Raw genomic sequence first — 23,991 nt, 5'->3', positions numbered from 1 at the left:
GGACGGCGCCCTCCCCCAACGACCTAGATCACCATGAAAGCCAACGACATCAAGAAGGGCAACGTCGTCGAGTACAACAACGGCGTGTACCAGATCCGCGACATCGAGCGCAGCTCGCCGCAGGGTCGCGGCGGCAACGTCCGCTTCCGCTTCATCATGTACAGCGTGCCGGGCGGCAACAAGCTCGATGCCAGCTTCGATGCCGACGACAACCTGGTCGAGGTCGAACTGCTGCGCCGCCAGTCCACCTATTCGTACAAGGACGGCGATGCGTTCGTGTTCCTCGATGACGAGGACTACACCCCGTACACCCTGGACGCGGACGTGATCGGCGACGACGCCGGCTACATCACCGACGGCCTGACCGGCATCTACGTGCAGGTGATCGACGAGCAGCCGGTGGCGATCCAGCTGCCGGCCTCGGTGGTGCTGGAAGTGATTGAAACCCCGCCGGAACTGAAGGGCGGCACCGCCACCAAGCGCCCGAAGCCGGCCAAGCTCAACACCGGCATCGAAATCATGGTGCCGGAGTACATCGTCAACGGCGAGCGCGTGCTGGTGAACACCGCCACCGGCGAATTCGCGGGCCGTGCCGACTAATCGCCTCGCGCTGATCGGCTGCCTGTCCCTGCCTGCGGCGCATTCGCCGCAGGCAGGCCATCGGATGTAGCAGTCGTGTAGCACCGAGCCCACGCTCGGCTGCTGTGCGTTGGACAGGGACTGCAGCCGAGCGTGGCTCGGCTCTACAGGTAGCTTACGGCTGCTTCGCGCCGAAATTGCCGCAGCCGTGGTACTGGCGGGTGCCGATGGTCAGGTTCACCTTGGCCTCGAACGCCTCGCCACTCATGTCATCCTGGCAGGTCGTGCGCTGGAAGCTGAGCTTGACGTCGGTGCCATCAGACGCCTTGCCACTCCAGCCGTCAGCACCTGCGGTGGGCTGGGCGACATCGAAACGACGCTCACCGTAATCCACTTCCACCTGCAGGCCCGGCGTGTCGCCGTCGACAACCGCCAGCCAGCCGGGCTCATTGCCGGTGGCACGGAATGCGGCATTGCCGGCGCTGCCATCGCCTTCAGTGGCTTCGACCGCATGGCACTCTCGGTCCGCCTCGCCCTTCAGGCTCAACAGGCCGTCATCGCTGCCCTTGGTCCAGAAGCTGTTGCCCTGGCCATCGCCGTACTTGGCACCCGACGCCGCACGCTCGGAGCTCATGGCGAAGGTGCGTTCGCCGATCACCACCGTGGCCGCATCCTCGCCATTGAAGGTCGCGCGCACGCTCAGATCACCACACTGGTACGTGGTCTCGCTGCCACCTTCGGTGCTGGCGCTCGGCTGCGGCGCGGCAGGCGGGGCGTCATTGCCGCCTGCGGCGGGCGGCTGGGCCGGCTGGCACGCGGCCAGCACCAACCCGAGGGAGGCTGCCAACAGACTGGGGACTACACGCATGGCTCGACTCCTTGTCGACTCTACAGAGATCTTCGACCCTACCACCTGCCGGTGAGCGGGGCCTGAAAGCGGCCTGACCGCGCTCATGCGGCCAGCACCGCCATCGACAGCAGCTGCGCGCCGCTGTCGCCGGAACTGCAGGTCCAGACCCGCAGCAGGCGCAGTTTCAGCTCGCGCTCCTGGCCCTGCCCGCGCACCGACAAGCGCACGTCGCTGGACAACAATGCCAGGCGTCCGCACAGCAGCGTTTCCACCGCGTACGATTGCAGGCTGCTCACCCGCAGGTTCCCGGCCAGCCAGTCGCCCAGCCAGGGCAGATCGAGCATGCGCCCGCCCTGCCCATCCATCATGAACAAGGCCGGCGATACCAGCGCGGTCAGCGCATCGTGGTCGTCATCCAGCAATGCCTGCCGCAGGCGCTGTTCCAGCGCTGCCAGCTGCCGCTCATGCAGGTCTTCAACGATGTCCCGTTCCATCCACGGATCCTTCCGGCATCGGCCGGCGCCTGCGCAGGCGTTGCGCGATCCACTGCCGCGCGCCCTGCACTACTACATAGAAGACCGGTACGAAGAACACCGCCAGCACGGTCGCACTGACCATGCCGCCGAACACACCGGTTCCAATCGCCTGCTGGGTTTCCTTCGACGCGCCCTGCGCCAGCATCAGCGGCACCACGCCCAGCGCGAACGCCAGCGAGGTCATCACGATCGGCCGCAGGCGCAGCCGTGCCGCCTCCAAGGCCGCTTCGACCAGGCCACGGCCCTGCTGCTGCAGCTGGCGTGCGAACTCGACGATGAGGATCGCGTTCTTCGCCGACAGCCCGATCACCGTGATCATGCCGACCTTGAAGAACACGTCGTTGGGCATGCCGCGCAACAACACGGCGGCGACCGCGCCGAGCAGGCCCAGCGGCACCACCAGCATCACCGCCAGCGGAATCGACCAGCTCTCGTACAGCGCCGCCAGCACCAGGAACACCACCAGCATCGACAGCAGCAACAGCCACGGCGCCTGCGCACCGGACTCCCGCTCCTGCAGCGACTGGCTGGTCCACTGCAGGGCAAAACCGGACGGCAGCTTCTCCGCCAACCGCTCCATCTCCGCCATGGCCTGGCCGGTCGACACGCCGGAGGCCGGTGCGCCGGACAGGTTCAGCGCCGGGAAGCCGAGATAGCGCTGCAGCTGCAGCGGCGCCTCGGTCCAGTGCGGCGTGACCAGTTCCGACAACGCCACCATGCCGCCTTCGCTGTTTCGCACGTACAGCCTCAGCACATCCTCCAGCTCCATCCGTTGGGGTGCATCGGCCTGCAGGATCACCTGCTGCAGCCGCCCCTTGTTGGGGAAGTCGTTGACGTACTGCGAGCCCATCGCCGCCGACAGCGTGCTGCTGATCTGCTCGAACCCCACGCCCATCGCCTCGGCCTTGGCGCGGTCGATGTCCAGCCGCACGCTGGTACCTGCTGGCAGGCCATCGGCATGCACCTCCGACAGCAGCGGGCTGGCCTCGGCCAGCTTCAGCAGCTGCTGCAGGGCCGCACGCAGCTCTGCCTGGCTCTGCCCGGTACGCGCCTGCAGGGCGAGCGAGAAGCCGGACGAACGGCCCAGGCTGTCGATCGCCGGCGGCATCACGCTCATCACCTCGCCCTCCGCAATCGTGGCCATCGCCTTCTGCGCGGCCTTCACTTCGCCGGCTGCGGTGGCCCCTGCACGCTCACCCCAGTCCTTGAGCATGGTGTAGGTCAGCGCCGCGCTCGGGCCGGAACCGGAGAAGCTGTAGCCGAGGATCGACTGGTTGGAGCCGATGCCCGGACGCGAGGCCACGTGCCGCTCGTAGGCTTCGACCACGGCCAGCGTGCGCTCGGCGGTGGCTTCGGCCGGCAGCTGGATCGAGGTCATGAAATAGCCCTGGTCTTCTTCCGGCAGGAACGCACCCGGCAACCAGTGCAGGCCCAGCAGCAGTGCCACTACCAGTGCGGCGAACACGCCCATCACCCGCCCACTGCGCTGCAGCACCGAAGCCACGCCACGCTGGTAGCGCCCGGTCATCGCCTCGAAGCCACGATTGAAGGCGCCGAACAGCCCACCACGACCATGGTGTCCATGGGTATTCGGGCGCAGCAGGGTCGCGCACAGCGCCGGGGTCAGGCTCAATGCCAGCAGCGCCGAGAACAGGATCGACACCGCCATCGCCACGGTGAACTGGCGGTAGATCGCGCCCACCGAGCCGCTGGCCAACGCCATCGGAATGAACACGGCGGTCAGCACCAGGGTGATGCCGATCACCGCACCGGTCAGCTCGCGCATCGCCTTGATGGTGGCCTCGCGCGGCGGCAGTCCTTCCTCGGCCATGATCCGTTCCACGCCCTCGACCACCACGATGGCGTCGTCGACGATGATGCCGATCGCCAGCACCATGCCGAACATGGTCAGCACGTTGATCGAGAAGCCCAGTGCCAGCATCACCGCGAAGGTGCCGAGCAGCGCGATCGGCGCGACCAGCGCCGGAATCAGCGTGTAGCGCCAGTTCTGCAGGAACAGGTACATCACCGCGAACACCAGCAGCATGGCCTCCAGCAGCGTCTGCACCACCTTCTGGATCGAGATCTTCACGAACGGTGCGGTGTCGAACGGAATGCTCGACTCCACGCCGCGCGGCAGCAGCGGCGCCAGTTCGGCCATGCGCTCGCGTACCGCCGACGCGGTGCGCACTGCGTTCGCGCCAGGACGCAACTGCACCCCGGCGGCGGTCGCTGGGTGGCCATCCTCGCGGGTTCCCCACGCATAGCTCTGCGCGCCCAGTTCGACGCGGGCGACATCGCCCAGCACCACCCGTGAACCGTCTGCCCCGGCGCGCAGCACGATGGCTGCGAACTGCTCCGGCGTGGACAGCTGCCCATCGGCGCTGAGCGGCACGGTGATGCGCTGGCCCGGAACACCCGGCGAATCACCGATGCGTCCCGGCGAGATCTCCAGGTTCTGCTGCTCGATGGCGGTGGCCACATCGCCCATGGTCAGGCCGTAGCCGGTCAACCGGGTCGGGTCCAGCCAAACGCGCATCGCCTGTTCGGCACCGAACAGCTGCACGCGGCCGACGCCATCGATGCGGCGCAGCTCTTCGATGATGTTGCGCGCCATGAAGTCGCCCAACGCGGCCTCGCTGACGCTGGCATCCGGCGAACGCAGGCCGACCAGCATCAGGAAGCCGGAATCGGCGGCCTCCACGAACAGGCCGTTCTGGCGCACGCTGCGCGGCAGGCGCGGCTCGATCGCCTTGATCCGGTTCTGCACGTCCACCTGCGCCAGCTCCGGGTTGGTACCGGGCTTGAAGGTCGCAGTGATCGAGGCTTCGCCGGAGGTGTCCACCGACGATTCGAAGTACAGCAGGTGCTTGACGCTGGACAGCTCGCGCTCGATCAGCCCGACCACCGCATCATTCAGCGTCTGCGGGCTGGCACCCGGGTAGCTGGCATAGATGCTGACACTGGGCGGCGCGACCGCCGGATAGCGCTCCACGGCCAAGCGCGGAATCGCCAGTACGCCGGCCAGGATGATGAAGATCGCCAGCACCCAGGCGAACACCGGGCGATCGATGAAGAAACGTGCCATGTTGGATTTTCCTGGAGGGGCTGGCCCGGGAAAGGCTCAGCCCTTGCTGCCGGCCTGCACCGCGCCGGCGCTGGCGACCGGCACCTGCCAGTCGCGCGCATCGACCACCACGCCTTCCTGCAGGCGCTCCTGGCCCTCGACCACCACCTTTTCGCCCGCCTTCAGACCGGTGCGCACCAGCCACTGGCGATCAACGCTGCCGTCGACCTCCAGCGTGCGGATCACCGCCTTGCCGTCGCCACCGATCACCCAGGCATAAGCCTGGCCACCGGCGCTGCGCAGCACGGCCTGCTGCGGCACGGTCAGCGCACTGGCCGGTGCACCTCGCGGCACTTTCGCGCGCACATACATGCCGGGCAGCAGCTGGCGCTGCGGGTTGTCGACCAGGATGCGGAGGATCACATCACCGGTACGCGCATCGACGTTGATGCCGGAGAACAGCATCTGGCCACGCTCGGACAGCGGCTTGCCGGCGGCACCGATGATCGTCACCGGCAGCTCGCCACCACCGGCAGCACTGCGCTGCAGCGATTCCAGCTGGGCCGCCGGCTGGCGCACATCGACGTAGACCTGGTCGATCTGCTGTACCACCGCCATCGGCTCGGCATCGGCCACGCCGACCAGTGCGCCTTCGGTCACCAGCGCCTGATCGATGCGGCCGGCAATCGGCGAGCTGACCGTGGCATAGCGCAGGTCGAGCTGGCGACGGGCCAGGATCGCGCGCGCTTCATTCACCGCGGCACGGGCCTGTTCGTACTCGGCACTGGCATCGTCGCGATGCTGCTGGCTGACGGCCTGTGCCGCGGCCAGTGCATGCAGGCGCTGCGACTGCACGCGACTGCGGCCCAGGGCGGCCTCACTGCGCTGCAGCGCGGCCAGTGCCGAATCGACATCGGCACGGAAGGCCGCCGGATCGATCTGGAACAGGGCCTGGCCGGCGTCTACTTCCGCGCCCTGGTCAAACAGCCGGCGCTGCACGATGCCACCCACCTGCGCTCGGATCTGCGCGGTGCGCACGGCGGCCACGCGGCCAGGCAGTTCGTCGTCACGCTGCACCACCTGCGGGCCGACGGTAACCACGCTCACGCGGGGTGCGGCTTCGGGCGTGGCTTCGGGGGTGGAGCAGGCCGTCATGGCCAGGGCGAGGGCCGCGATCAACGCGACCGGAGTCCTGAAGGTTCTCATTGCTGTGCACAATGCCGCGCGGGCGGCTGATAGGTTCTGAAGAACCCAGTGTGCGTGGCGATGATGGGGTTTCGATGGAGGAACTGTGGAGATACGATGGAGGCAAGCACCTTAAGGCCCCGCCCCTGCATGCATGCCGCCCCTGCCCTCGCCGCCCTCGTCCTGATCGTCGAGGATGAGGCCGAGATCGCCGACATTCTTACCGCCTATCTGGAACGCGAAGGACTGCGTACGCTGCGCGCCGCCGACGGCCACAGCGCACTGGACCTGCATCGCAGCGCCCGCCCCGACCTGGTCCTGCTCGACGTGCAGCTGCCGCGGCTGGATGGCTGGAGCGTGCTGACCCAGCTGCGCCAGCGCGGCGAGACGCCGGTGATCATGCTGACCGCACTGGACCAGGACCTGGACAAGCTGACCGCACTGCGCATGGGCGCTGATGACTACGTGGTCAAACCATTCAATCCGGCCGAAGTGGCGGCGCGCGTGCGCGCCGTGCTGCGGCGTACGTTGCGCGCCTCGCGCGTGGATGCCCCGACCGCGCTGCGGGCGGGCCCGCTGCTGATCGACTCGGCCACCCACGCCGTACACGTGGAAGGCGAAGGCTACAGCCACGAAGTGCTGCTCACGCTCACCGAGTTCAAGCTGCTGCACTGCATGGCGCTGGCGCCGACCCGCATCTTCAGCCGCAGTGAACTGATGCACGAATGCCTGCCGGAAAGCGAGGCGCTGGAGCGCACGGTCGACAGCCATGTCAGCAAGCTGCGCCGCAAGCTGGATGAAGTGGGCATGGTCAATGTGCCGGCCAGCGTGCGTGGCGTCGGCTACCGGTTGATGGCCGACCGCTGATGACCCGCCTGCGCCGCTCCGGGCTCAGCCGCCACATCATCGTCTCGATGTCGCTGATGGTGATCGGCGTCATCGTGATGATGATCCTGTCATCGTGGCTGCTGTATGCAGTGCTGGTCGAATTTTTCCCCGGCACTACCGAGGAGCCGGAAAGCTGGCTGCCGACCGGCCCTGAACTGGCATGGATGGTCGGCGTGATCCTGACCGGCCTGGCGCTGGCCATCGCCGCCTCGTTCCGTCTTGCCCATCGCATCCTGTCGCCGTTGAATTCGCTGGTGGACAGCGTGCGCGCGCTCGCGGGCGGCGACCTCGGTGCCCGTGCCAGCGTCGAGGAAAACTCGCCGGGCGAAGTGGCCACCTTGGTCGAGGACTTCAATGCCATGGCGCGGCGGCTGCAGCACGTGGAGAGCGAGCGTGCGATGTGGCATGCAGCCATCGCCCATGAACTGCGGACTCCGGTGACGATCCTGCGCGGCCGCCTGCAGGGCCTGGCCGAGGGCGTCTTCCAGCCGGACGAATCACAGTTCCGCAGCCTGCTCGCCCAGGTCGAGGGCCTGTCACGACTGATCGAGGATCTGCGCGTGCTGAGCCTGTCCGACAATGCGCGGCTGGACGTGCGCCGCGCACGTACCGACGTGGTGGCCGAAGTGCATTCGGTGATGACCCTGGTCGATCCCCAGTTCCGCGCCGCCGGCTTCGTGCTGGAGCTGGAAACCAGCCGCGAAGAACACAACGCGCACTGCGACCCGACCCGTCTGCGCCAGGCGCTGCTGGCGCTGCTGGAGAACGCGCGCCGCTATGCCAGCCCGGGCAAGGTGCGGATTGCCGTGCATGACACACCGGGCCATGTGCAGGTAGCGATCGAGGATGAGGGCCCGGGCATCGACCCTGAGCTGCACGCCGACATCTTCTCTCCGTTCATGCGTGCCGACGGTTCGCGTTCGCGCCAGGGTGGCGGTAGCGGGCTCGGTCTGGCGGTGGTCAAGGCCATCGCCGACGCGCACGGCGGCCGCGTCTACTGCACGGCGGGCAACGCTGGTGGCAGCCGTTTCGTTATCGAGCTGCCGCGCCAATAGCCGGCGTGGCTGCCTGTTCCCGCAGGCGGGCACCGAGCGCAGCGAGGTTGGCGTCGATCGCATCCATTTCGTTGCGCTGCTTCTCCGGCAGCTGCTGACGCAGCTGTACGCGCAGCGCCTGCCAGGCCGGCACCGCCTGTGCGCTGGCGGTGGCAACCGCTTCGGCCAGCACCGCCTGCTCATCGGCCAGCGGCAACCCGTAGCCGCCGCCCGCCAGCAGCGTACCCGGGCGCAGCCATTGCCCACCCTGCTCCAGCAACTGGCGCAGGCCCCGGGTCTCGGCACTGTCCGGTGCGGCCAGCAGGCGCCGTTTCAGCACATCGCGCGCGCGCAGCTCGGCGCGGCGTTGCGCAGCCTGTTCCAGCAGCAGCAGGCCGGCGCTTGCGCGCAGGTCGCCTTGCAGCAACCACAGCGCACGCTGCTGTGCGGGCAGCTTCAACCAGCCGCGTACGTCGCGTGCGGGCAATGCCAGCTGGGCTGCCGCCACGCCGAACAACTGCTGGTAGTGATCGCGTGCCGAGGCGAAGTAGTAACCCTGCGCCTGTGCTGCATTGCGGTCCGTGAGTACCTGCTCGTCCAGCACATGCAGCTGCGACAGCCGACGCTTCAAACCACGCGGACTCAGCTGGGCCAGCCCGGCCTCCCCCAGCCGAGGCACACCCGCCTGCAGCAGCTTGGCGGTTTCCACCGCGCAGTTGTTGCTGACGAAGTAATAGCGCCCGTCATAGCTCCAGTGCACCTGCGCAGTGCGCTCGAGCAGGCTGGCGATCTCGCCGGGCGACAACTGCAACGGCAGCGACTGCAACCCGCGCAGTTCCACCTTGGTGTACTCATCCACCACCTGCTGCAGCGGCAGCACGAACAGTCGCGACGGGTAGCCACCGGTAAGGCCACGCCAGTTGGAAATCTGCACGTCACCAACGAAGGCACGGAACGAAAGCACACGGTGGTAATCCAGGTCCAGGCGACAGTCCGGCCCCGGCGCACGGCCCGGCCGGCAGATCACCAGCCGCAGCATGCTGTGGCCCCACCGGCTCATCGGCTGTGCGCTGCCTTCGGCAAACAGGTAGTCCACCGCGTAGACACGTGCCGGGTCGAGTTGCAGCAACGACGCCGCGCCCTCTTCCGGTTCGGCCTGCAGCAATGGCAACGTGGTCGCGCAGTGCGACTGCGGCAGCGATGTCGGGGTTCCGAAATGGGCCTGGTACCACTGCGCCAGTGCCGGGCGCCGGCAGGCAAACTCGCTGTCGAGCACGAAATGCTCGGCGTTCACTGCCAGGTACTCGGCCGGATCCTTCAGTTCATAGGCGTCCGGACTACGGTCACGGAAGTCGTTGCCACCACGGCCGAGATGCCAGGGCTTGCGCTGCCATCCGGCCAGGTCGCGCCAGCGCGCACTGCGCGACCAGTTCGCGCCGCTACGGTCTGCAACATGGGTCAGTTCATGCACCAGCGCGCTGCGTCGTGCACGGCGTGCGCCGGGCACGGCATCATCCAGCAGCTCGCGACGCAGGTCGATGCGGCCGGCGAAAGCGCGACCATGCACATCGGCCGGCAGGTGGTCGCTCCAGCGCACCTGCACGTGTGCTGGCAATGCGCGCAGCAGGCCATCTGGCAGCAAGGACTGCACGTCGGCCAGGGTCTGCGTCGCCACCTGCTGCTGTGCAGGGCTCAGCCCCGCAGGATCGAGCTGCAGGCGATCAGCCGCGTGCGCGACATGAGCGATCAGCAGTAGAGCCACGCCGTGCGTGGCTGCGTTCCGTGCAGATGTCATGGCGTTGCCGGCCAGCGACCGGTACTACCCGAAGGCGGGATCAACGCGCCAGCAGCGCGCGGGCCAGTTCCAGGTCGCTCTGCTGCTGCGCGGCAGTGCTCTGCTCACGCAGGTGGACCAGCGCGGCCTGCAGGCGGGCACCACGGATCTGGCCATCGCTGGCGACGAACGCAGCGGCATCGTCGCGTGCAGCCAGGACCACCTTGTCGTCACCCGAGCTGCTGCCCGAGGAACCGGAGGAAGCACCCGTGGCCGAACCGGCCGACGTGCCGGCGAAGCTGGAAGCGAAGCCGACCAGCGGCAGGGACAGCAGGGCGAGCAGCAGAAGCGGACGGGTCATCGGTTCGAAGCCGGTTGTTAGGAAGCGTGGAGCGTAACGGGTGCGTGAAGGATTTGCCCGGCTCAAACGTCGAACAGCTTGCCGGGGTTCAGCCGCGCTTGGGGATCGAACGCGCGTTTGACCGCCTTCATCAGGGCGATCTCGGCCGGGCCGCGGGTGCTGTCCAGGTAGCCCTTCTTGACCAGACCGATGCCGTGCTCGGCCGAGATGCTGCCGCCGAAGCGGGCCAGCACCTGCGCCAGCAGCTTGGTTACGTGCTCGCATTGCGCCACGAAATCAGCGTCACTGGTGTCGTCCGGCTTGAGCACGTTGATGTGCAGATTGCCGTCGCCGATGTGGCCGAACCACACCACATCGAAGTGCGGGTAGGCCTGCCCGATCAATGCCTGGGTCTCGGCCAGGAACGCCGGCATCGCCGAGATTCGCACCGAGACGTCGTTCTTGTAGGGCTTGTAGCGCGCCAGCGATTCGGTGATGCCTTCGCGCAGGCGCCACAACTGGGCAGCCTGGGCATCGCTGGCACTGATCACGCCGTCGCTGACCCAGCCGTTGCCCATGCAGTCCTCGAAGGCCGCCATCGCCGCCGCTTCCTGCGCTTCGTCGTTGGCGGCGAACTCGGTGACCACGTAATACGGGTGCACCTCTTCGAACGGTGCCTGCGCACCATGCGCCAGCACGTGCTCCAGCGCGCGATCAGTGAAGAATTCGAAGGCCTGCAGCTGCAGGCGCGCGCGGAACGCGGCGAATACCTGCATCAGCACCTCGAAGCTGGGTACGGCCAGCAGCATCACGTTGCTGGCCGGCGGCGGGTCGGTCAGTTTCACCGTGGCTTCGACGATCACGCCCAGCGTGCCCTCCGAGCCGATCAGCAGCTGGCGGAAGTCATAGCCGCTGGAGTTCTTGATCAGCCCCTTGTTGAGTTCCAGCAGCTGGCCATCGGCCGTGACCACCTTCAGGCCGGCGATCCACTCGCGGGTGTTGCCGTAGCGGATCACGCGGATGCCGCCGGCATTGGTGGCGATGTTGCCGCCGATCGAGCAGGACCCGCGCGCGGCGAAATCCACCGGGTAGATCAGGCCGTGGTCCAGCGCGGCGTTGTGCACGGCCTCCAGCGGCATGCCGGCCTGCACCACCAGGGTGCGATCGACGGCGTCGTAGGCCAGCGCCTTGTTCATCCGTTCCAGGCTGAGCACCAGCTCGCCGTTGGCGGCCACCGCGCCACCCGAGAGGCCGGTGCGGCCACCGGACGGCACCACGGCCACGCCCTCGCCTGCGCTCCAGCGCATCACCGCCTGCACTTCCTCGACCGTGGCCGGCAGTGCGATCGCCAGCGGCGCCGGCGTCCAGCGCCGGGTCCAGTCGCGCCCGTAATGCTCCAGGTCGGACGGATCGGTCTTCAGCTTCAGGCCGGGACAGGCCTGCTGCAGCGAGGCAATGCGGGAATCGGTCATGACGGTCCAGCGCGGTGCGTGAAGAACGGGCAAGCGTGCCAGCGGCACGCGCCAGCGTCCAGCCCTGCAGCCGTACAGATAGCTACGGATGCAACCAATTGCGCACTGCACCATGGGCGGCACGATCTGGCATAGTGGTCAGCCCCTGTCCCACTGGCCGTGTTGCCCCATGTCGCCGAAGAAGACCTCGTTCCCGAAGCAGGATATCCGCGTGCTGTTGCTGGAGGGGGTCAGCCAGACCGCCGTGGAGGTGTTCAGCGCCGCCGGCTACAGCCAGATCGAAGCGCACACCAAGGCGCTGCCCGAGGACGAACTGAAGGCGCGCATCGCCGAGGCGCACATCGTCGGCATCCGTTCGCGCACCCAGCTCAGCGCCGAAGTGCTGGCCGAGGCCAAGCGCCTGATCGCGGTGGGCTGCTTCTGCATCGGCACCAACCAGGTCGACCTGGACGCGGCCGAGCTGGCCGGCATCCCGGTGTTCAACGCGCCGTACTCCAACACCCGCAGCGTGGCCGAACTGGTGATCGCCGAGGCGATCATGCTGACCCGCGGCATTCCGCAGAAGAACGCCGAATGCCATCGCGGCGGCTGGTCGAAGTCGGCCAGCGGCAGCCATGAAGTGCGCGGCAAGACGCTGGGCATCATCGGTTACGGCCACATCGGCACCCAGGTCGGCGTGCTGGCCGAATCGCTGGGCATGCAGGTGATCTTCCACGACGTGGAAACCAAGCTGGCACTGGGCAATGCCCGTGCGGCGGCCAGCCTGGACGACCTGCTGGCGCGCGCCGACATCGTCACCCTGCACGTGCCGGAGACCCCGTCCACGCAGTGGATGATCGGCAGCACCGAGCTGGCGAAGATGCGCAAGGGCGCGCACCTGATCAATGCCGCGCGCGGCACCGTGGTCGACATCGATGCGCTGGACGCGGCCCTGGCCAGCGGCCACGTCGGCGGCGCCGCGCTGGACGTGTTCCCGGTCGAACCGAAGGGCAATGGCGATATCTTCGAATCGCCGCTGACCCGCCACGACAATGTGATCCTGACCCCGCACGTGGGCGGCAGCACGCTGGAGGCGCAGGACAACATCGGCGTTGAAGTGGCCGCCAAGCTGGTGCGCTACAGCGACAACGGCAGCACCCTGTCGGCGGTCAATTTCCCGGAAGTGACCCTGCCCGAGCACGCTGACAGCCTGCGCCTGCTGCACATCCACCAGAACGTGCCGGGCGTGCTGTCCAAGGTCAACGAGATCTTCTCGCGCCACAACGTCAACATCGACGGCCAGTTCCTGCGCACCGACCCGAAGGTGGGCTACGTGGTGATCGACATCACCGCCAGCGAGGAACAGGCCGCCGCCGTGCGCGACGAGCTGGCCGCGATTCCGGGCACGCTGCGCACGCGCATCCTGTACTGAAAAAAGGGGACGGAGGGGATTAAGTCGTTTATGGCGCATGTGCCGCAAACGACTTAATCCCCTCCGTCCCCTTTTACCTCAACGTGCCAGCCAGCGACGGGCCATGCGCTGCATGGATTCGTCAGATTCCGGATCGGCGGCGACCTCGGTCACCGGCCGCCAGGCCAGGTCGAGTGACTCCTCGCTGAGCACGAAGGCTTCGCCGCCCAGCGCGCGGATCACGAAACGTACGTCGTAGTGCCAGTGGCCCGGCACCTCCTTGCGCTCCGGAATCCAGTGCTTGTCGATATCGAAGATGGCCGGGTCTTCCAACACCAGGCCGCTCAGTCCCGATTCTTCTTCGGCTTCCTTCAGTGCCACCTGGGCCAGGTCGCGGTCACCGTCGGCGTGGCCGCCCAGCTGCAGCCAGCGCTGCAGCTTGCGGTGATGGGTCAGCAGCAGGCGCTGGCCGTCGGCACTGACCAGCCAGCAGCTGGCGGTGAAGTGGCCGGCCAGCCGCTCGCGCCGGAACGGATCTTCCGGATCGTCCAACAATGTGCCGAATTCGGCAGCCAATGCGTCGTGGGCGGGCTCGCGGCGGGCGTAGTCCCGCAGCAGGCCACGCAGGCGATCGTCAAGCACGGCAAGGGTTTCGGCGGTCTGGCTCATGAATGGGCGGCGTTTGGAAAAATACTGCTCATTATCGCCGTTCATTGTTGCGATTGCGCTTGTGCGTTGGCTTCAGCTTTGGCTAAGGTACAGCGGGCCGTTCGCGCGGCCTTCACCATTCCAGGGTTGCCGGCAACGTATCGGCGGCCCACCCAATCCGATCACTAGGAAGTACTGCATGCTGAAAGCTCTGTTGAGGGTCAAGCCGGTTGAACCGGCCGGGCACGTCGATGCTGGCGAACCCATCGAAGGCAGCCTGGACGGCGAAGCCACGTTGAAACGGACCCTCACGGCTAAACACCTCATCCTGCTTGGCGTGGGTGCGGTGATCGGCGCTGGTATCTTCGTGCTGACCGGCCAGGCCGCGGCCAACCATGCCGGCCCGGCGGTGATGCTTTCGTTCGTGCTGGCCGGTTTCGCCTGTGCCCTGGCGGGCCTGTGCTACGCCGAGTTCGCGGCGATGATGCCGGTCTCCGGCAGTGCCTACTCGTACTCCTACGCCACCCTGGGCGAAGGCATGGCCTGGTTCATCGGCTGGTGCCTGGTGCTGGAGTACCTGTTCGCCTCGGCCTCGGTCGCGGTGGGCTGGTCGGCGTACCTGATCAGCTTCATCACCACCACCCTGCACATGCCGTTCCCGGACCTGCTCAGCGCCGCGCCCATCGCCTGGACCGGCAGCGAGTTCGTCTCCTCCGGCAAGCTGTTCAACCTGCCGGCGGTGCTGATCGTGGCGGCGGTGTCCGGCCTGCTGTACGTGGGCGTGACCCAGTCGGCCTTCGTCAACGCCATCATCGTGGCGATCAAGGTCACCGTCATCTGCCTGTTCATCGGCATCGGCGCGGCCCATATCGACCCGGCCAACTGGCAGCCGTTCATCCCGGAAAACACCGGCGTGCCGGGTGAGTTCGGCTGGAGCGGCATCTTCCGCGCCGCCACCATCGTGTTCTTCGCCTACATCGGCTTCGACGCGGTCTCCACCGCCGCCGGCGAAACCAAGGACCCACAGCGCAACATGCCGATCGGCCTGCTCGGCTCGCTGGCGGTGTGCACCATCGTCTACATCATCGTCTGTGCGGTGCTGACCGGCATGATGCCGTACCACCTGCTGGGCACCGACAAGCCGGTGGCCACCGCGCTGGAGCCCTACCCGACCCTGTCGTGGCTGAAGACGTTCGTGGAAATCGGCGCCATCGCCGGCCTGTCCTCGGTGGTGCTGGTGATGATGATGGGCCAGACCCGCATCGCCTACACCATCTCCCGCGATGGCCTGCTGCCGAAGTTCTTCGGCAGGGTCCACGCCCGCTTCCGCACCCCGTACGTCGCCACCATCGTGGTCGGCGTGATCGCCGCCGCACTGGCCGGCCTGGTACCGCTGAACGTGCTGGGCGAACTGGTCTCGATGGGCACCCTGCTGGCCTTCGCCACGGTCTGCATCGGCGTGCTGGTGCTGCGCTATACCAAGCCGGACATCCACCGCCCGTTCCGCGTGCCGGCGGTGTGGATCATCTGCCCGCTCGGCGCGGCGACCTGCCTGTTCCTGTTCTGGCAGGCGTTCGTGGTGCACTGGCACCTGTTCGTCGGCTGGACGCTGCTCGGCCTGCTGATCTACCTGGGCTACGGCATCCGCAACAGCAAGCTGGCCAAGTCGCCCTGATCCGCCTACGGGCCGGCCTTGCGCCGGCCCGTCCGTTTTCCCCGCGCGCCGGTCATGGCGCGCTTCGACAAGACCACCACACATGTTCAAGCAACTGTGGGCCACCAAGCACCCGCATGCCGCCCATGAAGACGCCAACGGCCTGAGCCTGCGCCGCCACCTCGGCCCCTGGGGCCTGACCGCCCTGGGCATCGGCGCGGTGATCGGCGGCGGCATCTTCGTCATCACCGGCCAGGCCGCCGCCAACCACGCCGGCCCGGCGATCATGCTGTCGTTCGTGCTGGCCGCCATCTGCTGCGCCTTCTGCGCGCTGGCCTACGCGGAATTCGCCTCGATGGTGCCGGTTTCCGGCAGCGCCTACACCTATACCTACGCCACCTTCGGCGAGCTCTCCGCCTGGTTCATCGGCTGGATGCTGGTGCTCGAGTACGGCGTCTCCGCCTCGGCGGTCGCGGTCAGCTGGACCGGCTATTTCCTCAGCCTGCTCAGCCAGTTCGACATCCATCTACCGGCGGCGCTGGTCAGCGCGCCACTCGACGCGCAACTGCGCCCGACCGGCGCGATCGCCAACCTGCCCGCCGCCGCACTGGTGCTGCTGCTGACCTGGCTGTGCTACGTCGGCATCAGCAAGTCCTCGGCGATGAACATGGCAATGGTCGTGCTGAAGACCGGCCTGATCCTGCTGGTCATCGTGGTCGGCTGGAAGTACGTGGACACCAGCAACTGGACCCCGTTCATTCCGGCCAACGAAGGCCCCGGCAAGTACGGCATGGAAGGCGTGCTGCGTGGCGCGGCGATGGTGTTCTTCGCCTACATCGGTTTCGAGGCGGTGTCGGTGGCGGCGCAGGAATCGAAGAACCCGCAGCGCGACATGCCGTTCGGCATGATGCTGTCGCTGGTGATCTGCACCGTGCTGTACATCGCGATGGCCGCAGTGATGACCGGCCTGGTGCCGTTCCAGCTGCTGGGCACCGATGAGCCGGTGGTGACCGCCGTGGCGGCGCATCCGCAGCTGGGCTGGTTGCGCTGGGTGGTCGAGGTCGGCGCGCTGGTCGGCCTGTCCTCGGTGGTGCTGGTGATGATCATCGGCCAGCCGCGCATCTTCATGATCATGGGGCGCGACGGCCTGCTGCCGCCGGTGTTCACCAAGATCCACCCGAAGTACCGCACCCCGCACATCAACACCGTGATCACCGGCATCGGCATCGCCCTGCTGGCGGCGCTGTTCCCGCTGGACATCCTGGGCGAGCTGACCTCGATGGGCACGCTGATCGCGTTCGCGGCGGTGTGCGCGGGCGTGCTGATCCTGCGCCGCACCCAGCCGGACCTGCCGCGTCCGTTCCGCATGCCGATGGCGTGGCTGATCTGCAGCCTGGGCGTGCTGAGTTGCCTTGCGCTGCTGTCGGCGATGACGATGCACAACTGGATGCTGATGGGTGTCTGGACCTTCGTCGGCTTCGTGATCTATTTCTGCTACGGGTTCAGGCACAGCCGCCTGCGGGGTAAGTAGAGGGATTGCAGGGCCTGCGGCCCTGCACCCGCCTTTGAAGCCGGAGCAACGACAAGAGCTGGGCTGAGGGTTTGGCGGGGAGGCATGGGTTCGCGGGGGACGCCGTGAATCCATCCTTGGAGGCTTGGCCGCGGCATCCATGCCGCGGACACCCCCGCGAACCCATGCCTCCCCACCCCTGACACTCTCCCGGCACGTCCGGTGGATCCACGCCATGCGTGGATGAAACGTTCTCTTGAACGAATGTTCCGGAATGACTGTTTCTGTAGAGCGGAGCCATGCTCCGCTCCGAGCAAGCGCAGCGAAGCGACCCGCTTTTCGCTTTTCCTTCTTCACTCCGTGGCTGGCGCGCACGGAAACTGTCCATGGCCGGGCGGGTGGGCTGTGCAGGGGTGTCCGCGGCATGGATGCCGCGGCCAAGCCCCCATGGTGAAGTGACCCCCGAGACTTGGACGGGGTCAGGCGGCCGATTGGGCCTGCTCCCGGTACTTTACCGGGCTCAGACCTTTCAGTTTCAGTTTGATGCGTTCTTCGTTGTAGTACTGGATGTATTCCACCAGCCCAGCCTCCAGACTCTCGAGGCTGTCAAAGCTGTTCAGGTAGAAGAATTCCGACTTCAGCGTTCCAAAGAAGCTCTCCATCGCCGCATTGTCCAGGCAGTTGCCGCGCCGGGACATGCTTTGCTTCAACGAGTGCTTTTCCAGCATGTGCCGGTAGTTTTCATGCTGGTACTGCCAGCCCTGGTCGGAGTGGATCATGGGGCGCTCATCCGGGGAAAGCTTCTTGATGGCCTCCTCCAGCATTTGACCCACCAGATCAAATACGGGCCGACGCTTGATCTGATAAGCCACGATTTCGCCGTTGTAGAGGTCCATGATCGGCGACAGGTATAGCTTCATGCCCTGCACCTTGAACTCGGTCACGTCAGTCACCCACTTCTGGTTGGGCCGCTCGGCATGGAACTGGCGATTGAGGTCATTGCCAACCACAACATTGGCCGCCCCCTTGAAGGCCTGGTAGCGCTTCACACGCACCCGCGATTTCAGCCCCATCTCCCCCATCAGGCGCTGAACCCGCTTGTGATTGGTCCGATGACCCTGATTGGCTAATTCCAGCGTCACCGTGCGATAGCCATAGCGCCCTTGGCTTTGATCGTAGATTGCACGGATGCGCTCGCACAGGGCTGCCTCATCCTGATCCGGATGGGCCAGGACATGGTTCTGGTAATAGAACGTACTGCGTGACAGCTCAGCTGCTTCGAGCAGAAGCGACAGCGTATGAACCTGCCTCAATCCTTGGACGGCTTGCGCTTTGCGTCCTGCGCCGCCTGCTCTTCCCGGATCAAGGCATCGAGTTTTTTTAGGTAGTCGGTCTCCGCACGCAGATAGGCGACTTCCTTGAGCAGCTCATCGCGGCTCATATCTTCAGGCGGCTTGGACGAACGGGTCTTCTTCATCGGCTTTCGGGGCGGCGGCGGAGGGGGTGCCAACGCTTGGGCACCGCCTTGAGCATACAGGCGCCGCCATCGCCCCACCGCGCCGGCATCGCCAATTTGAAAGTAGGTGGTGGCCTCGCGCCCGGACAGGCCGTCCTGGCTCATCTTCTCCAGGACAGCCAGCTTGAACGGGAGGTCATAGGACCGGGCCTGGCGATGAAATCCCCGCCAACCATGCAGCCGATAGGTCGCCACCCAGCGCCTGACCGTGGAGAACTCCAGGCCGTGGCGACGGGCAATGGCTTTGACCGATGTGGAGGTCTTGCAGGCCTCTTTGGCGACCTGCAGTTTGAAACGCGCGTCGTATTTGTTCATGTATCCCTCGGGGTTGGATCTAGCGTCCAACTCCCGGGGGTCACTTCATGGACGGGTTCACGGCGTCCCCTGCACAGCCCACCCGCCCGGCCAAAGCAAGAAATCCAGCCCGGCGAGACAGCCACGAGCGGCTCAGCCGTTGGCCGAATCCAGTAAAATCGCCGACATGAACGCCCCCACCTTCCCGTACGACACCGCGCGCCTGAGCGAACTGGCCCAGCTGCTGATCGACAACGTCCGCGAACTGGCCCACGCCGGCTGGACCCCGGCCACCAGCAGCAACTTCTCCCACCGCCTGGACGACCGCCACGCCGCGATCACCGTCTCCGGCAAGGACAAGGGCCGCCTGATCGAGGACGACATCATGGTGGTGGACTTCGACGGCCTGGCCGTCGGCCGCCCGCTGCGCCCGTCCGCCGAGACCCTGCTGCACACCCATCTGTACCGCCGTTTCCCGGAAATCGGCTGCGTGCTGCACACCCACTCGCCGGTGCAGACCGTCGCCTCGCGCCTGTACGCGCCGCAGGGCCACATCCGCCTGGAAGGCTACGAGCTGCTGAAGGCCTTCGCCGGCAACAGCACCCACGAGATGGCCATCGACGTGCCGGTGTTCGCCAACACCCAGGACATGAACGTGCTTTCGAAGCAGGTCGATGACCTGCTCGACCGGCAGAACCTGTGGGGCTACCTGATCGACGGCCACGGCCTGTATGCCTGGGGCCGCGACATGGCCGAGGCACGCCGCCACCTGGAAGCCTTCGAATTCCTGTTCCACTGCGAACTGGAACTGCGCAAACTGCGCGGCTGAACCGGCACGCAGGTGCAGATGCCGATCCGGAATCTGCACCTCGCGCCCACCCTGCTACCCTGTCTTCCCCCCGAGACGTTCAAGCCGCCGCCATGAGCCGACTGCGCATCTACGACGACACCCGCCCCGAATCGCCGCTACTGGATACCCAGGACGGCGCGGTCATCGCTGCCGAACTGCAGAAGATCGGCGTCACCTTCGAACGCTGGCAGGCCACCGCGCCGGTTGCGCCCGGCGCCAGCCAGGATGAAGTATTCGCCGCCTACCGCGCGGACATCGACCGCCTGGTAGCCGAACGCGGCTTCAAGAGTGTGGACGTGGCCTCGATCGCCCCGGACAACCCAAACCGCGCCGAGCTGCGCAAGAAGTTCCTCGACGAACACTTCCACAAGGAAGACGAGGTGCGCTTCTTCGTCGCAGGCTCCGGCCTGTTCACCCTGCACGTGGGTGACAAGGTCTATGAGATCGAATGCGTGAAGGACGACCTGATCGCCGTGCCCGACGGCACCACCCACTGGTTCGACATGGGCGACGAGCCCAGCTTCGTGGCGATCCGCTTCTTCACCGAGCCGGATGGCTGGGTCGGTCACTTCACCGGCACCGACATCGCGCAGAAGTTCCCCCGTTACGTACCCACCCAGGCGTCCTGATCCATGCAGCCCCGCGTCATCCTGACCGACATCGAAGGCACCACCAGCAGCATCTCGTTCGTCAAGAACGTGCTGTTCCCCTATGCCCGCAAGGCGCTGCCCGCGTTCGTCGCCGAGCACGGCCAACAGCCGGAAGTCCGCCGCTGGCTGGATGCGGTGGCCACCGAGATCGGCGGCGCCTGCCAGGACAGCCTGGTGGCCGAGACGCTGCAGGGCTGGATCGACCAGGACCGCAAGCACACCGCACTGAAGGCGCTGCAGGGCCTGATCTGGGACGAAGGCTACCGCCGCGGCGACTACACCGCGCACTTCTACCCGGAAGTGGCGCCGGTGCTGAAGGGCTGGCACGCCACCGGCCTGCCGCTGTACGTGTACTCCTCCGGCTCGGTGCCGGCGCAGAAGCTGTTCTTCGGCTTCAGCGACGCCGGTGACCTCAGCCCGTTGGTGTCGGGCTGGTTCGACACCGAAGTCGGCGGCAAGCGCGAGGCCGACAGCTACCGCCGCATCGTGCAGGCCATTGGCGTGCCGGCCGGCGAGATCCTGTTCCTGTCCGATGTGGTGGAAGAGCTGGATGCTGCCCGCGAAGCCGGCCTGCAGACCCGCCTGATTGATCGCCTGGATGACTACCCGCTGCCGCGCACCGGCCAGGCCGCCAACAGCCATGAGCGGGTCGAGAATTTCCAGCAGATCCAGCTCTAAACGCGGCCCGCCGATGGGCTCTGCGGCATCGGCTACCGGGTACCGTTCTTGGTAGATGCCAACCTTGGTTGGCATACGACCGATGTGTCAACCAAGGTTGACACCTACCAAAGCGGCGGAGAAGAGCTGGATGCTGCCCGCGAAGCCGGCCTGCAGACCCGCCTGATTGATCGCCTGGGTGACTACCCGCTGCCGCGCACCGGCCAGGCCGCCAACGGCCATGAGCGCGTCGAGAATTTTCAGCAGATCCAGCTGTAAAGAAGAGATGTGTGCGGACCAACGGTCCGCACCTACCCGTCTCCGCTTCTGGTAGATGCCAACCTTGGTTGGCATGTTCGGGGTGTGCCAACCAAGGTTGGCACCTACCAAAACAGGATGCGCCGCCCTCAACGATCGTTGAGGGTTTTTACCTTCAGCGCTTCGCGCAGCGTCGTCAGATCCACCGGGCCACGCACTGCGATGTCGCGGGTTTCGCCCGGCAGCAGATCCAGCAGGTTGTCTTCCACCTGCACGTCCAATGCACCGAAGTCGATCCACGCCGAACGCATGTAGGCCGCGCTTTCCAATCGCAGACGGTAGTGGTCGCCTTCAATGGACAGGCTGGCCTTGAGCTTCTGCCGCGGCAGGATCTGATCCTTGGCCTCGACGAAGCCGACCACCTGGCGGGCACTCACCGCCCCGTTCTGCAGCAGTTCGAACACGGCCACCGTGCGCTTCGGGTCGGCACCGGCCAACAATTCGGCATCGCGGAAATCACCGATCGAGGTGACACCGGCCGCCGCCAGCGTCACCGCTTCCTCGCGACGGCGCAGCACCTTCCCTTCCACGTCCATCACCCGCAGCCGCCAGCGTGCATCCAGTGCGGCACCGTCGTTGATCAGGCGCACCCGCGTGCTGCCCTCGTCGCGCAGCGCCGCCACCGCCACCGGCGCGAAGAAGCGCCGCGCGGCGTAGTGCAGCGCCTTCCAGCGACCGAAGTAGTCCACGCTGGACCATGAAGCACCCGGCCAGACGTCGTTGAGCTGCCAGTACAGCGAGCCCATCGTGTACGGCCGCGAGGCGCGATGGTGCAGCGCGGCCAGCGCGATGCCATCGGCCTGCATCACCTGGCTGAGGTAGACGAAGTCCTCGAAGTCCTTCGGCGTGCCGTAGCCCAGTTCGATGTAGTGCAGCAGGCGGCTGTTGCCCTCGCCGGCCATGAATTTCTGGTGCGCGCGGATCACCGGGCTGTCGATGCGCTGCTCGGCGCGGGTGGCAATCTGGTCCACGGTGGCCACCGACGGCCATGCCTGCAGGCCGTACTCGGACATGAAGCGCGGCGTCTCGCGCAGGTAAGCCTGCACCGGCAGCGCCGGATTGCCCCAGACCTGCCAGTAGTGCTTGTCGCCACGGGTCGAGTCGTTCGCCTTTTCGTCCAGGTCGTTACTGGGCGAGCTGGACCAGTACGGCACGCCTAGCCCCTCCTCACCCACTACCTGGCGCAGGTCATTGCCGAACAGGTCGACATAGCCCTGCCAGACCTTCTCGGCAAACGCCGGGTCGGCCGCCTTCAGGTCGCGGCCGTGGCCCCAGTCCTTCCAGGCGGTTTCTTCCTCGTTGTTGCCACACCACAGCACGATGCTGGGGTGATGGCGCAGCCGGCGCACATTGTCGCGTGCCTCGGCCACCACGCTGGCACGGAAGGCCGGATCGTAGCCCGGCTGCATGCCACCACCGAACATGAAGTCCTGCCAGACCAGCAGGCCCAGTTCGTCGGCGATGTCGAAGAAGGCATCGTCCTCGTAGTAGCCGCCCCCCCAGTTGCGCAGCATGTTCATGTTGGCGTCGCGTGCGGCGGTCAGCACCTGGCGCAGGCGCGCGGCGTCGACCCGTGCGGGGAAGGTATCGAACGGAATGACGTTGGCGCCCTTTGCGAAGATCTCCACGCCGTTGATGACGAAAGCGAAGCCCTGCCCGCCCTTGCCGTCTTGCTCGCGGCGCAGTTCAACCGTGCGCAGGCCGATGCGCTGCTCGCGCACCAGCGCTGCATCGGCGCCACCGTCCAGGCGGGCCTGCACGGTGTAGCGGTCCTGTGCACCGTGGCCGACCGGCCACCAGCGCTGCGGCTTGACCAGTTCGACCGGTACTTCGACGGCGTTCTGGCCGGGCTTCAGCAGCACCGTGCGCTGCACCTGGGCCACGATGCGACCCTGCGGATCGCGCACATCGACATTCACCACCGCAGAACCGGCCGCCGCGCCCTGCTCCATCTCCAGCAGCACGGCCAGCTTCGCCTGCTCCGCGCTCAATGCATCGGTACGCACGGCAAGATCGGTCAGGCGGTGCGCATCCCAGGCCTGCAGGTCGACCCCGCGCCAGACCCCGGCGGTGACATAGCGCGGGCCCCAGTCCCAGCCGAAGTGATAGGCCGGCTTGCGCGCGAAGTTGCCGACCATCGCGTCCTTGGGCTCATCGCCATAGGGCGAAGGATAGTTGCCGGCGATCTTGTGCGGCATCGCCTGCACACCCGGCAACAGCGTGCGGATTGGTGAACGGAACACGATCTGCAGTTCATTGCCGTTCGCGCGCAGGCGCCCGTCCACGCGCGCACGCCAGGTGCGGTGCGCGTTGTCCGCGCTCAGCAGCGGCCTGCCGTTGAGGCTGACTTCGGCATAGGTATCCAGCCCGTCGAAGCGCAGCTCGGCATTGGGCTTGGCCAGCGTCGCCGCATCCACGTCAAAGCGGGCGCGGTACTCCCAGGCAGCCAGGCCGATCCATTGCAGCTCGGCCTCGGGTGCACCGACATAGGGATCGCGGATCAGCCCATGCGCCAGCAGGTCGGTGTGTATGCTGCCCGGCACCTTCGCCGCCCGCCATTGCTGCAGGCCTGGGTGGGCTGCACCCTCGGCGTCGCCGGGCAGCATGCGGAACTCCCACTGTGCCTGCAGAGGCGCCGCAGTTGCCGGGAAAGCGGACGCTGCGATCAGCAGCAGGAGCAGACGGACAACGAGGGAAATGCGATGCACGTGGTGCTCCTGTTTTTCCGCCGGGCGTGACCCGGCGCTACCGATTTCGGATTGCCAGGCATGGCCTGGCA

Annotated in this window: 19 protein-coding genes and 1 pseudogene; 10 read left to right on the top strand and 10 right to left on the bottom strand. The window is 66.6% G+C overall.

What is annotated here, in order from left to right:
* Nucleotides 1–33 precede the first annotated feature (33 nt).
* Entirely contained in the window at nt 34–600 is a 567-nt protein-coding gene (gene yeiP, locus MG068_RS09655; RefSeq protein ID WP_005409468.1) for an elongation factor P-like protein YeiP, read from the top strand.
* Between the two features lie 154 nt (nt 601–754).
* On the opposite strand, the gene MG068_RS09650 is transcribed toward yeiP, so the two are convergent.
* The 4 genes from MG068_RS09650 to MG068_RS09635 all read right to left on the bottom strand — a co-directional run bounded on the left by MG068_RS09650 (nt 755) and on the right by MG068_RS09635 (nt 6,238).
* A complete protein-coding gene (locus MG068_RS09650) occupies nt 755–1,447 on the bottom strand; it encodes a COG3650 family protein (RefSeq protein WP_107432684.1) in 693 nt (230 codons plus the stop codon).
* An 83-nt stretch (nt 1,448–1,530) separates the two neighbouring features.
* Nucleotides 1,531–1,923, bottom strand: coding sequence for a nuclear transport factor 2 family protein (locus MG068_RS09645; RefSeq protein ID WP_032128783.1), 393 nt, complete (start codon nt 1,921–1,923; stop codon nt 1,531–1,533).
* Nucleotides 1,904–5,053 carry a multidrug efflux RND transporter permease subunit gene (locus tag MG068_RS09640; RefSeq protein ID WP_132810024.1) on the bottom strand — a complete coding sequence of 1,050 codons (3,150 nt, stop codon included), beginning with the start codon at nt 5,051–5,053 and terminating at the stop codon, nt 1,904–1,906. Before MG068_RS09640 ends, MG068_RS09645 begins: the two co-directional genes overlap by 20 nt.
* 36 nt (nt 5,054–5,089) lie before the next feature.
* Complete coding sequence (locus MG068_RS09635; protein WP_132810023.1) at nt 5,090–6,238, bottom strand: efflux RND transporter periplasmic adaptor subunit; 1,149 nt, start codon at nt 6,236–6,238, stop codon at nt 5,090–5,092.
* 129 nt (nt 6,239–6,367) lie between these two features.
* Here MG068_RS09635 and MG068_RS09630 point away from each other — a divergent pair, with 129 nt between their 5' ends.
* Together MG068_RS09630 and MG068_RS09625 are read left to right on the top strand one after the other, a co-directional pair.
* Complete coding sequence (locus MG068_RS09630) at nt 6,368–7,084, top strand: response regulator (protein WP_020424480.1); 717 nt, start codon at nt 6,368–6,370, stop codon at nt 7,082–7,084.
* Complete coding sequence (locus MG068_RS09625; protein ID WP_132810022.1) at nt 7,084–8,160, top strand: ATP-binding protein; 1,077 nt, start codon at nt 7,084–7,086, stop codon at nt 8,158–8,160. The genes MG068_RS09630 and MG068_RS09625 overlap by 1 nt, the downstream gene beginning before the upstream one ends.
* Here MG068_RS09625 and MG068_RS09620 read toward each other — a convergent pair.
* The 3 genes from MG068_RS09620 to MG068_RS09610 all read right to left on the bottom strand — a co-directional run bounded on the left by MG068_RS09620 (nt 8,138) and on the right by MG068_RS09610 (nt 11,725).
* Nucleotides 8,138–9,934: an Lnb N-terminal periplasmic domain-containing protein gene (locus MG068_RS09620; RefSeq protein WP_132810021.1), complete on the bottom strand. Its 1,797-nt coding sequence runs from the start codon at nt 9,932–9,934 to the stop codon at nt 8,138–8,140. The genes MG068_RS09625 and MG068_RS09620 overlap by 23 nt on opposite strands.
* Nucleotides 9,935–9,974: 40 nt before the next feature.
* Entirely contained in the window at nt 9,975–10,274 is a 300-nt protein-coding gene (locus tag MG068_RS09615) for a DUF2388 domain-containing protein (RefSeq protein WP_132810020.1), read from the bottom strand.
* A 62-nt stretch (nt 10,275–10,336) separates the two neighbouring features.
* The gene (locus MG068_RS09610) at nt 10,337–11,725 is read right to left on the bottom strand and encodes an FAD-binding oxidoreductase (protein WP_132810019.1); all 1,389 of its coding nucleotides are present in this window, start codon (nt 11,723–11,725) and stop codon (nt 10,337–10,339) included.
* Nucleotides 11,726–11,894: 169 nt separating this feature from the next.
* Between MG068_RS09610 and serA the strand changes: the two genes are divergently transcribed.
* On the top strand, nt 11,895–13,136 hold the full coding sequence (serA, locus tag MG068_RS09605) for a phosphoglycerate dehydrogenase (RefSeq protein ID WP_014037034.1): 1,242 nt from the start codon (nt 11,895–11,897) through the stop codon (nt 13,134–13,136).
* Between the two features lie 78 nt (nt 13,137–13,214).
* Here the strand turns inward: serA and MG068_RS09600 are convergent, their stop codons facing one another.
* A complete protein-coding gene (locus MG068_RS09600) occupies nt 13,215–13,829 on the bottom strand; it encodes an NUDIX hydrolase (RefSeq protein ID WP_132810018.1) in 615 nt (204 codons plus the stop codon).
* A 133-nt stretch (nt 13,830–13,962) separates the two neighbouring features.
* Here MG068_RS09600 and MG068_RS09595 point away from each other — a divergent pair, with 133 nt between their 5' ends.
* Both MG068_RS09595 and MG068_RS09590 read left to right on the top strand, forming a co-directional pair.
* Complete coding sequence (locus tag MG068_RS09595) at nt 13,963–15,438, top strand: amino acid permease (protein ID WP_132810017.1); 1,476 nt, start codon at nt 13,963–13,965, stop codon at nt 15,436–15,438.
* A gap of 82 nt (nt 15,439–15,520) precedes the next feature.
* A complete protein-coding gene (locus MG068_RS09590; protein WP_010482555.1) occupies nt 15,521–16,948 on the top strand; it encodes an amino acid permease in 1,428 nt (475 codons plus the stop codon).
* A gap of 458 nt (nt 16,949–17,406) precedes the next feature.
* Here MG068_RS09590 and MG068_RS09585 read toward each other — a convergent pair.
* Nucleotides 17,407–18,758, bottom strand: a protein-coding gene (locus tag MG068_RS09585) for an IS3-like element ISStma2 family transposase (RefSeq protein ID WP_132809301.1) whose coding sequence is annotated in 2 segments (ribosomal slippage) — nt 17,407–18,311 and nt 18,311–18,758 — 1,353 coding nt in all. Because the reading frame shifts where the segments join, the coding sequence is not laid out codon by codon here.
* A 166-nt stretch (nt 18,759–18,924) separates the two neighbouring features.
* Here MG068_RS09585 and MG068_RS09580 point away from each other — a divergent pair.
* From MG068_RS09580 to MG068_RS09565, 4 genes and pseudogenes are all read left to right on the top strand, one after another.
* On the top strand, nt 18,925–19,566 hold the full coding sequence (locus MG068_RS09580; protein WP_071228231.1) for a methylthioribulose 1-phosphate dehydratase: 642 nt from the start codon (nt 18,925–18,927) through the stop codon (nt 19,564–19,566).
* 92 nt (nt 19,567–19,658) lie between these two features.
* Nucleotides 19,659–20,216 (top strand): 1,2-dihydroxy-3-keto-5-methylthiopentene dioxygenase, encoded by a 558-nt coding sequence (locus MG068_RS09575; protein ID WP_094001930.1) that lies wholly within the window; start codon nt 19,659–19,661, stop codon nt 20,214–20,216.
* A gap of 3 nt (nt 20,217–20,219) precedes the next feature.
* Nucleotides 20,220–20,915 (top strand): acireductone synthase, encoded by a 696-nt coding sequence (mtnC, locus tag MG068_RS09570; RefSeq protein WP_132810016.1) that lies wholly within the window; start codon nt 20,220–20,222, stop codon nt 20,913–20,915.
* A 120-nt stretch (nt 20,916–21,035) separates the two neighbouring features.
* Nucleotides 21,036–21,173 (top strand): annotated as a pseudogene (locus MG068_RS09565) (acireductone synthase); the annotation flags it as partial.
* 128 nt (nt 21,174–21,301) lie between these two features.
* On the opposite strand, the gene MG068_RS09560 reads toward MG068_RS09565, so the two are convergent.
* Nucleotides 21,302–23,920 (bottom strand): beta-mannosidase, encoded by a 2,619-nt coding sequence (locus tag MG068_RS09560; protein ID WP_132810015.1) that lies wholly within the window; start codon nt 23,918–23,920, stop codon nt 21,302–21,304.
* Nucleotides 23,921–23,991 lie beyond the last annotated feature (71 nt).

It is taken from the genome of Stenotrophomonas sp. ASS1 (genome assembly GCF_004346925.1).
GTDB classification, from domain to species: Bacteria; Pseudomonadota; Gammaproteobacteria; order Xanthomonadales; family Xanthomonadaceae; genus Stenotrophomonas; species Stenotrophomonas maltophilia_A.
This window is presented reverse-complemented; position numbering and strand designations above follow the sequence as displayed.

Excerpts from the sequence above, each read along its gene's own strand:
- yeiP (WP_005409468.1), top strand. The coding sequence starts at position 34 with ATGAAAGCCAACGACATCAAGAAGGGCAACGTCGTCGAGTACAACAAC.
- MG068_RS09650 (WP_107432684.1), bottom strand. The coding sequence starts at position 1,447 with ATGCGTGTAGTCCCCAGTCTGTTGGCAGCCTCCCTCGGGTTGGTGCTG.
- MG068_RS09645 (WP_032128783.1), bottom strand. The coding sequence starts at position 1,923 with ATGGAACGGGACATCGTTGAAGACCTGCATGAGCGGCAGCTGGCAGCG.
- MG068_RS09640 (WP_132810024.1), bottom strand. The coding sequence starts at position 5,053 with ATGGCACGTTTCTTCATCGATCGCCCGGTGTTCGCCTGGGTGCTGGCG.
- MG068_RS09635 (WP_132810023.1), bottom strand. The coding sequence starts at position 6,238 with ATGAGAACCTTCAGGACTCCGGTCGCGTTGATCGCGGCCCTCGCCCTG.
- MG068_RS09630 (WP_020424480.1), top strand. The coding sequence starts at position 6,368 with ATGCATGCCGCCCCTGCCCTCGCCGCCCTCGTCCTGATCGTCGAGGAT.
- MG068_RS09625 (WP_132810022.1), top strand. The coding sequence starts at position 7,084 with ATGACCCGCCTGCGCCGCTCCGGGCTCAGCCGCCACATCATCGTCTCG.
- MG068_RS09620 (WP_132810021.1), bottom strand. The coding sequence starts at position 9,934 with ATGACATCTGCACGGAACGCAGCCACGCACGGCGTGGCTCTACTGCTG.
- MG068_RS09615 (WP_132810020.1), bottom strand. The coding sequence starts at position 10,274 with ATGACCCGTCCGCTTCTGCTGCTCGCCCTGCTGTCCCTGCCGCTGGTC.
- MG068_RS09610 (WP_132810019.1), bottom strand. The coding sequence starts at position 11,725 with ATGACCGATTCCCGCATTGCCTCGCTGCAGCAGGCCTGTCCCGGCCTG.
- serA (WP_014037034.1), top strand. The coding sequence starts at position 11,895 with ATGTCGCCGAAGAAGACCTCGTTCCCGAAGCAGGATATCCGCGTGCTG.
- MG068_RS09600 (WP_132810018.1), bottom strand. The coding sequence starts at position 13,829 with ATGAACGGCGATAATGAGCAGTATTTTTCCAAACGCCGCCCATTCATG.
- MG068_RS09595 (WP_132810017.1), top strand. The coding sequence starts at position 13,963 with ATGCTGAAAGCTCTGTTGAGGGTCAAGCCGGTTGAACCGGCCGGGCAC.
- MG068_RS09590 (WP_010482555.1), top strand. The coding sequence starts at position 15,521 with ATGTTCAAGCAACTGTGGGCCACCAAGCACCCGCATGCCGCCCATGAA.
- MG068_RS09580 (WP_071228231.1), top strand. The coding sequence starts at position 18,925 with ATGAACGCCCCCACCTTCCCGTACGACACCGCGCGCCTGAGCGAACTG.
- MG068_RS09575 (WP_094001930.1), top strand. The coding sequence starts at position 19,659 with ATGAGCCGACTGCGCATCTACGACGACACCCGCCCCGAATCGCCGCTA.
- mtnC (WP_132810016.1), top strand. The coding sequence starts at position 20,220 with ATGCAGCCCCGCGTCATCCTGACCGACATCGAAGGCACCACCAGCAGC.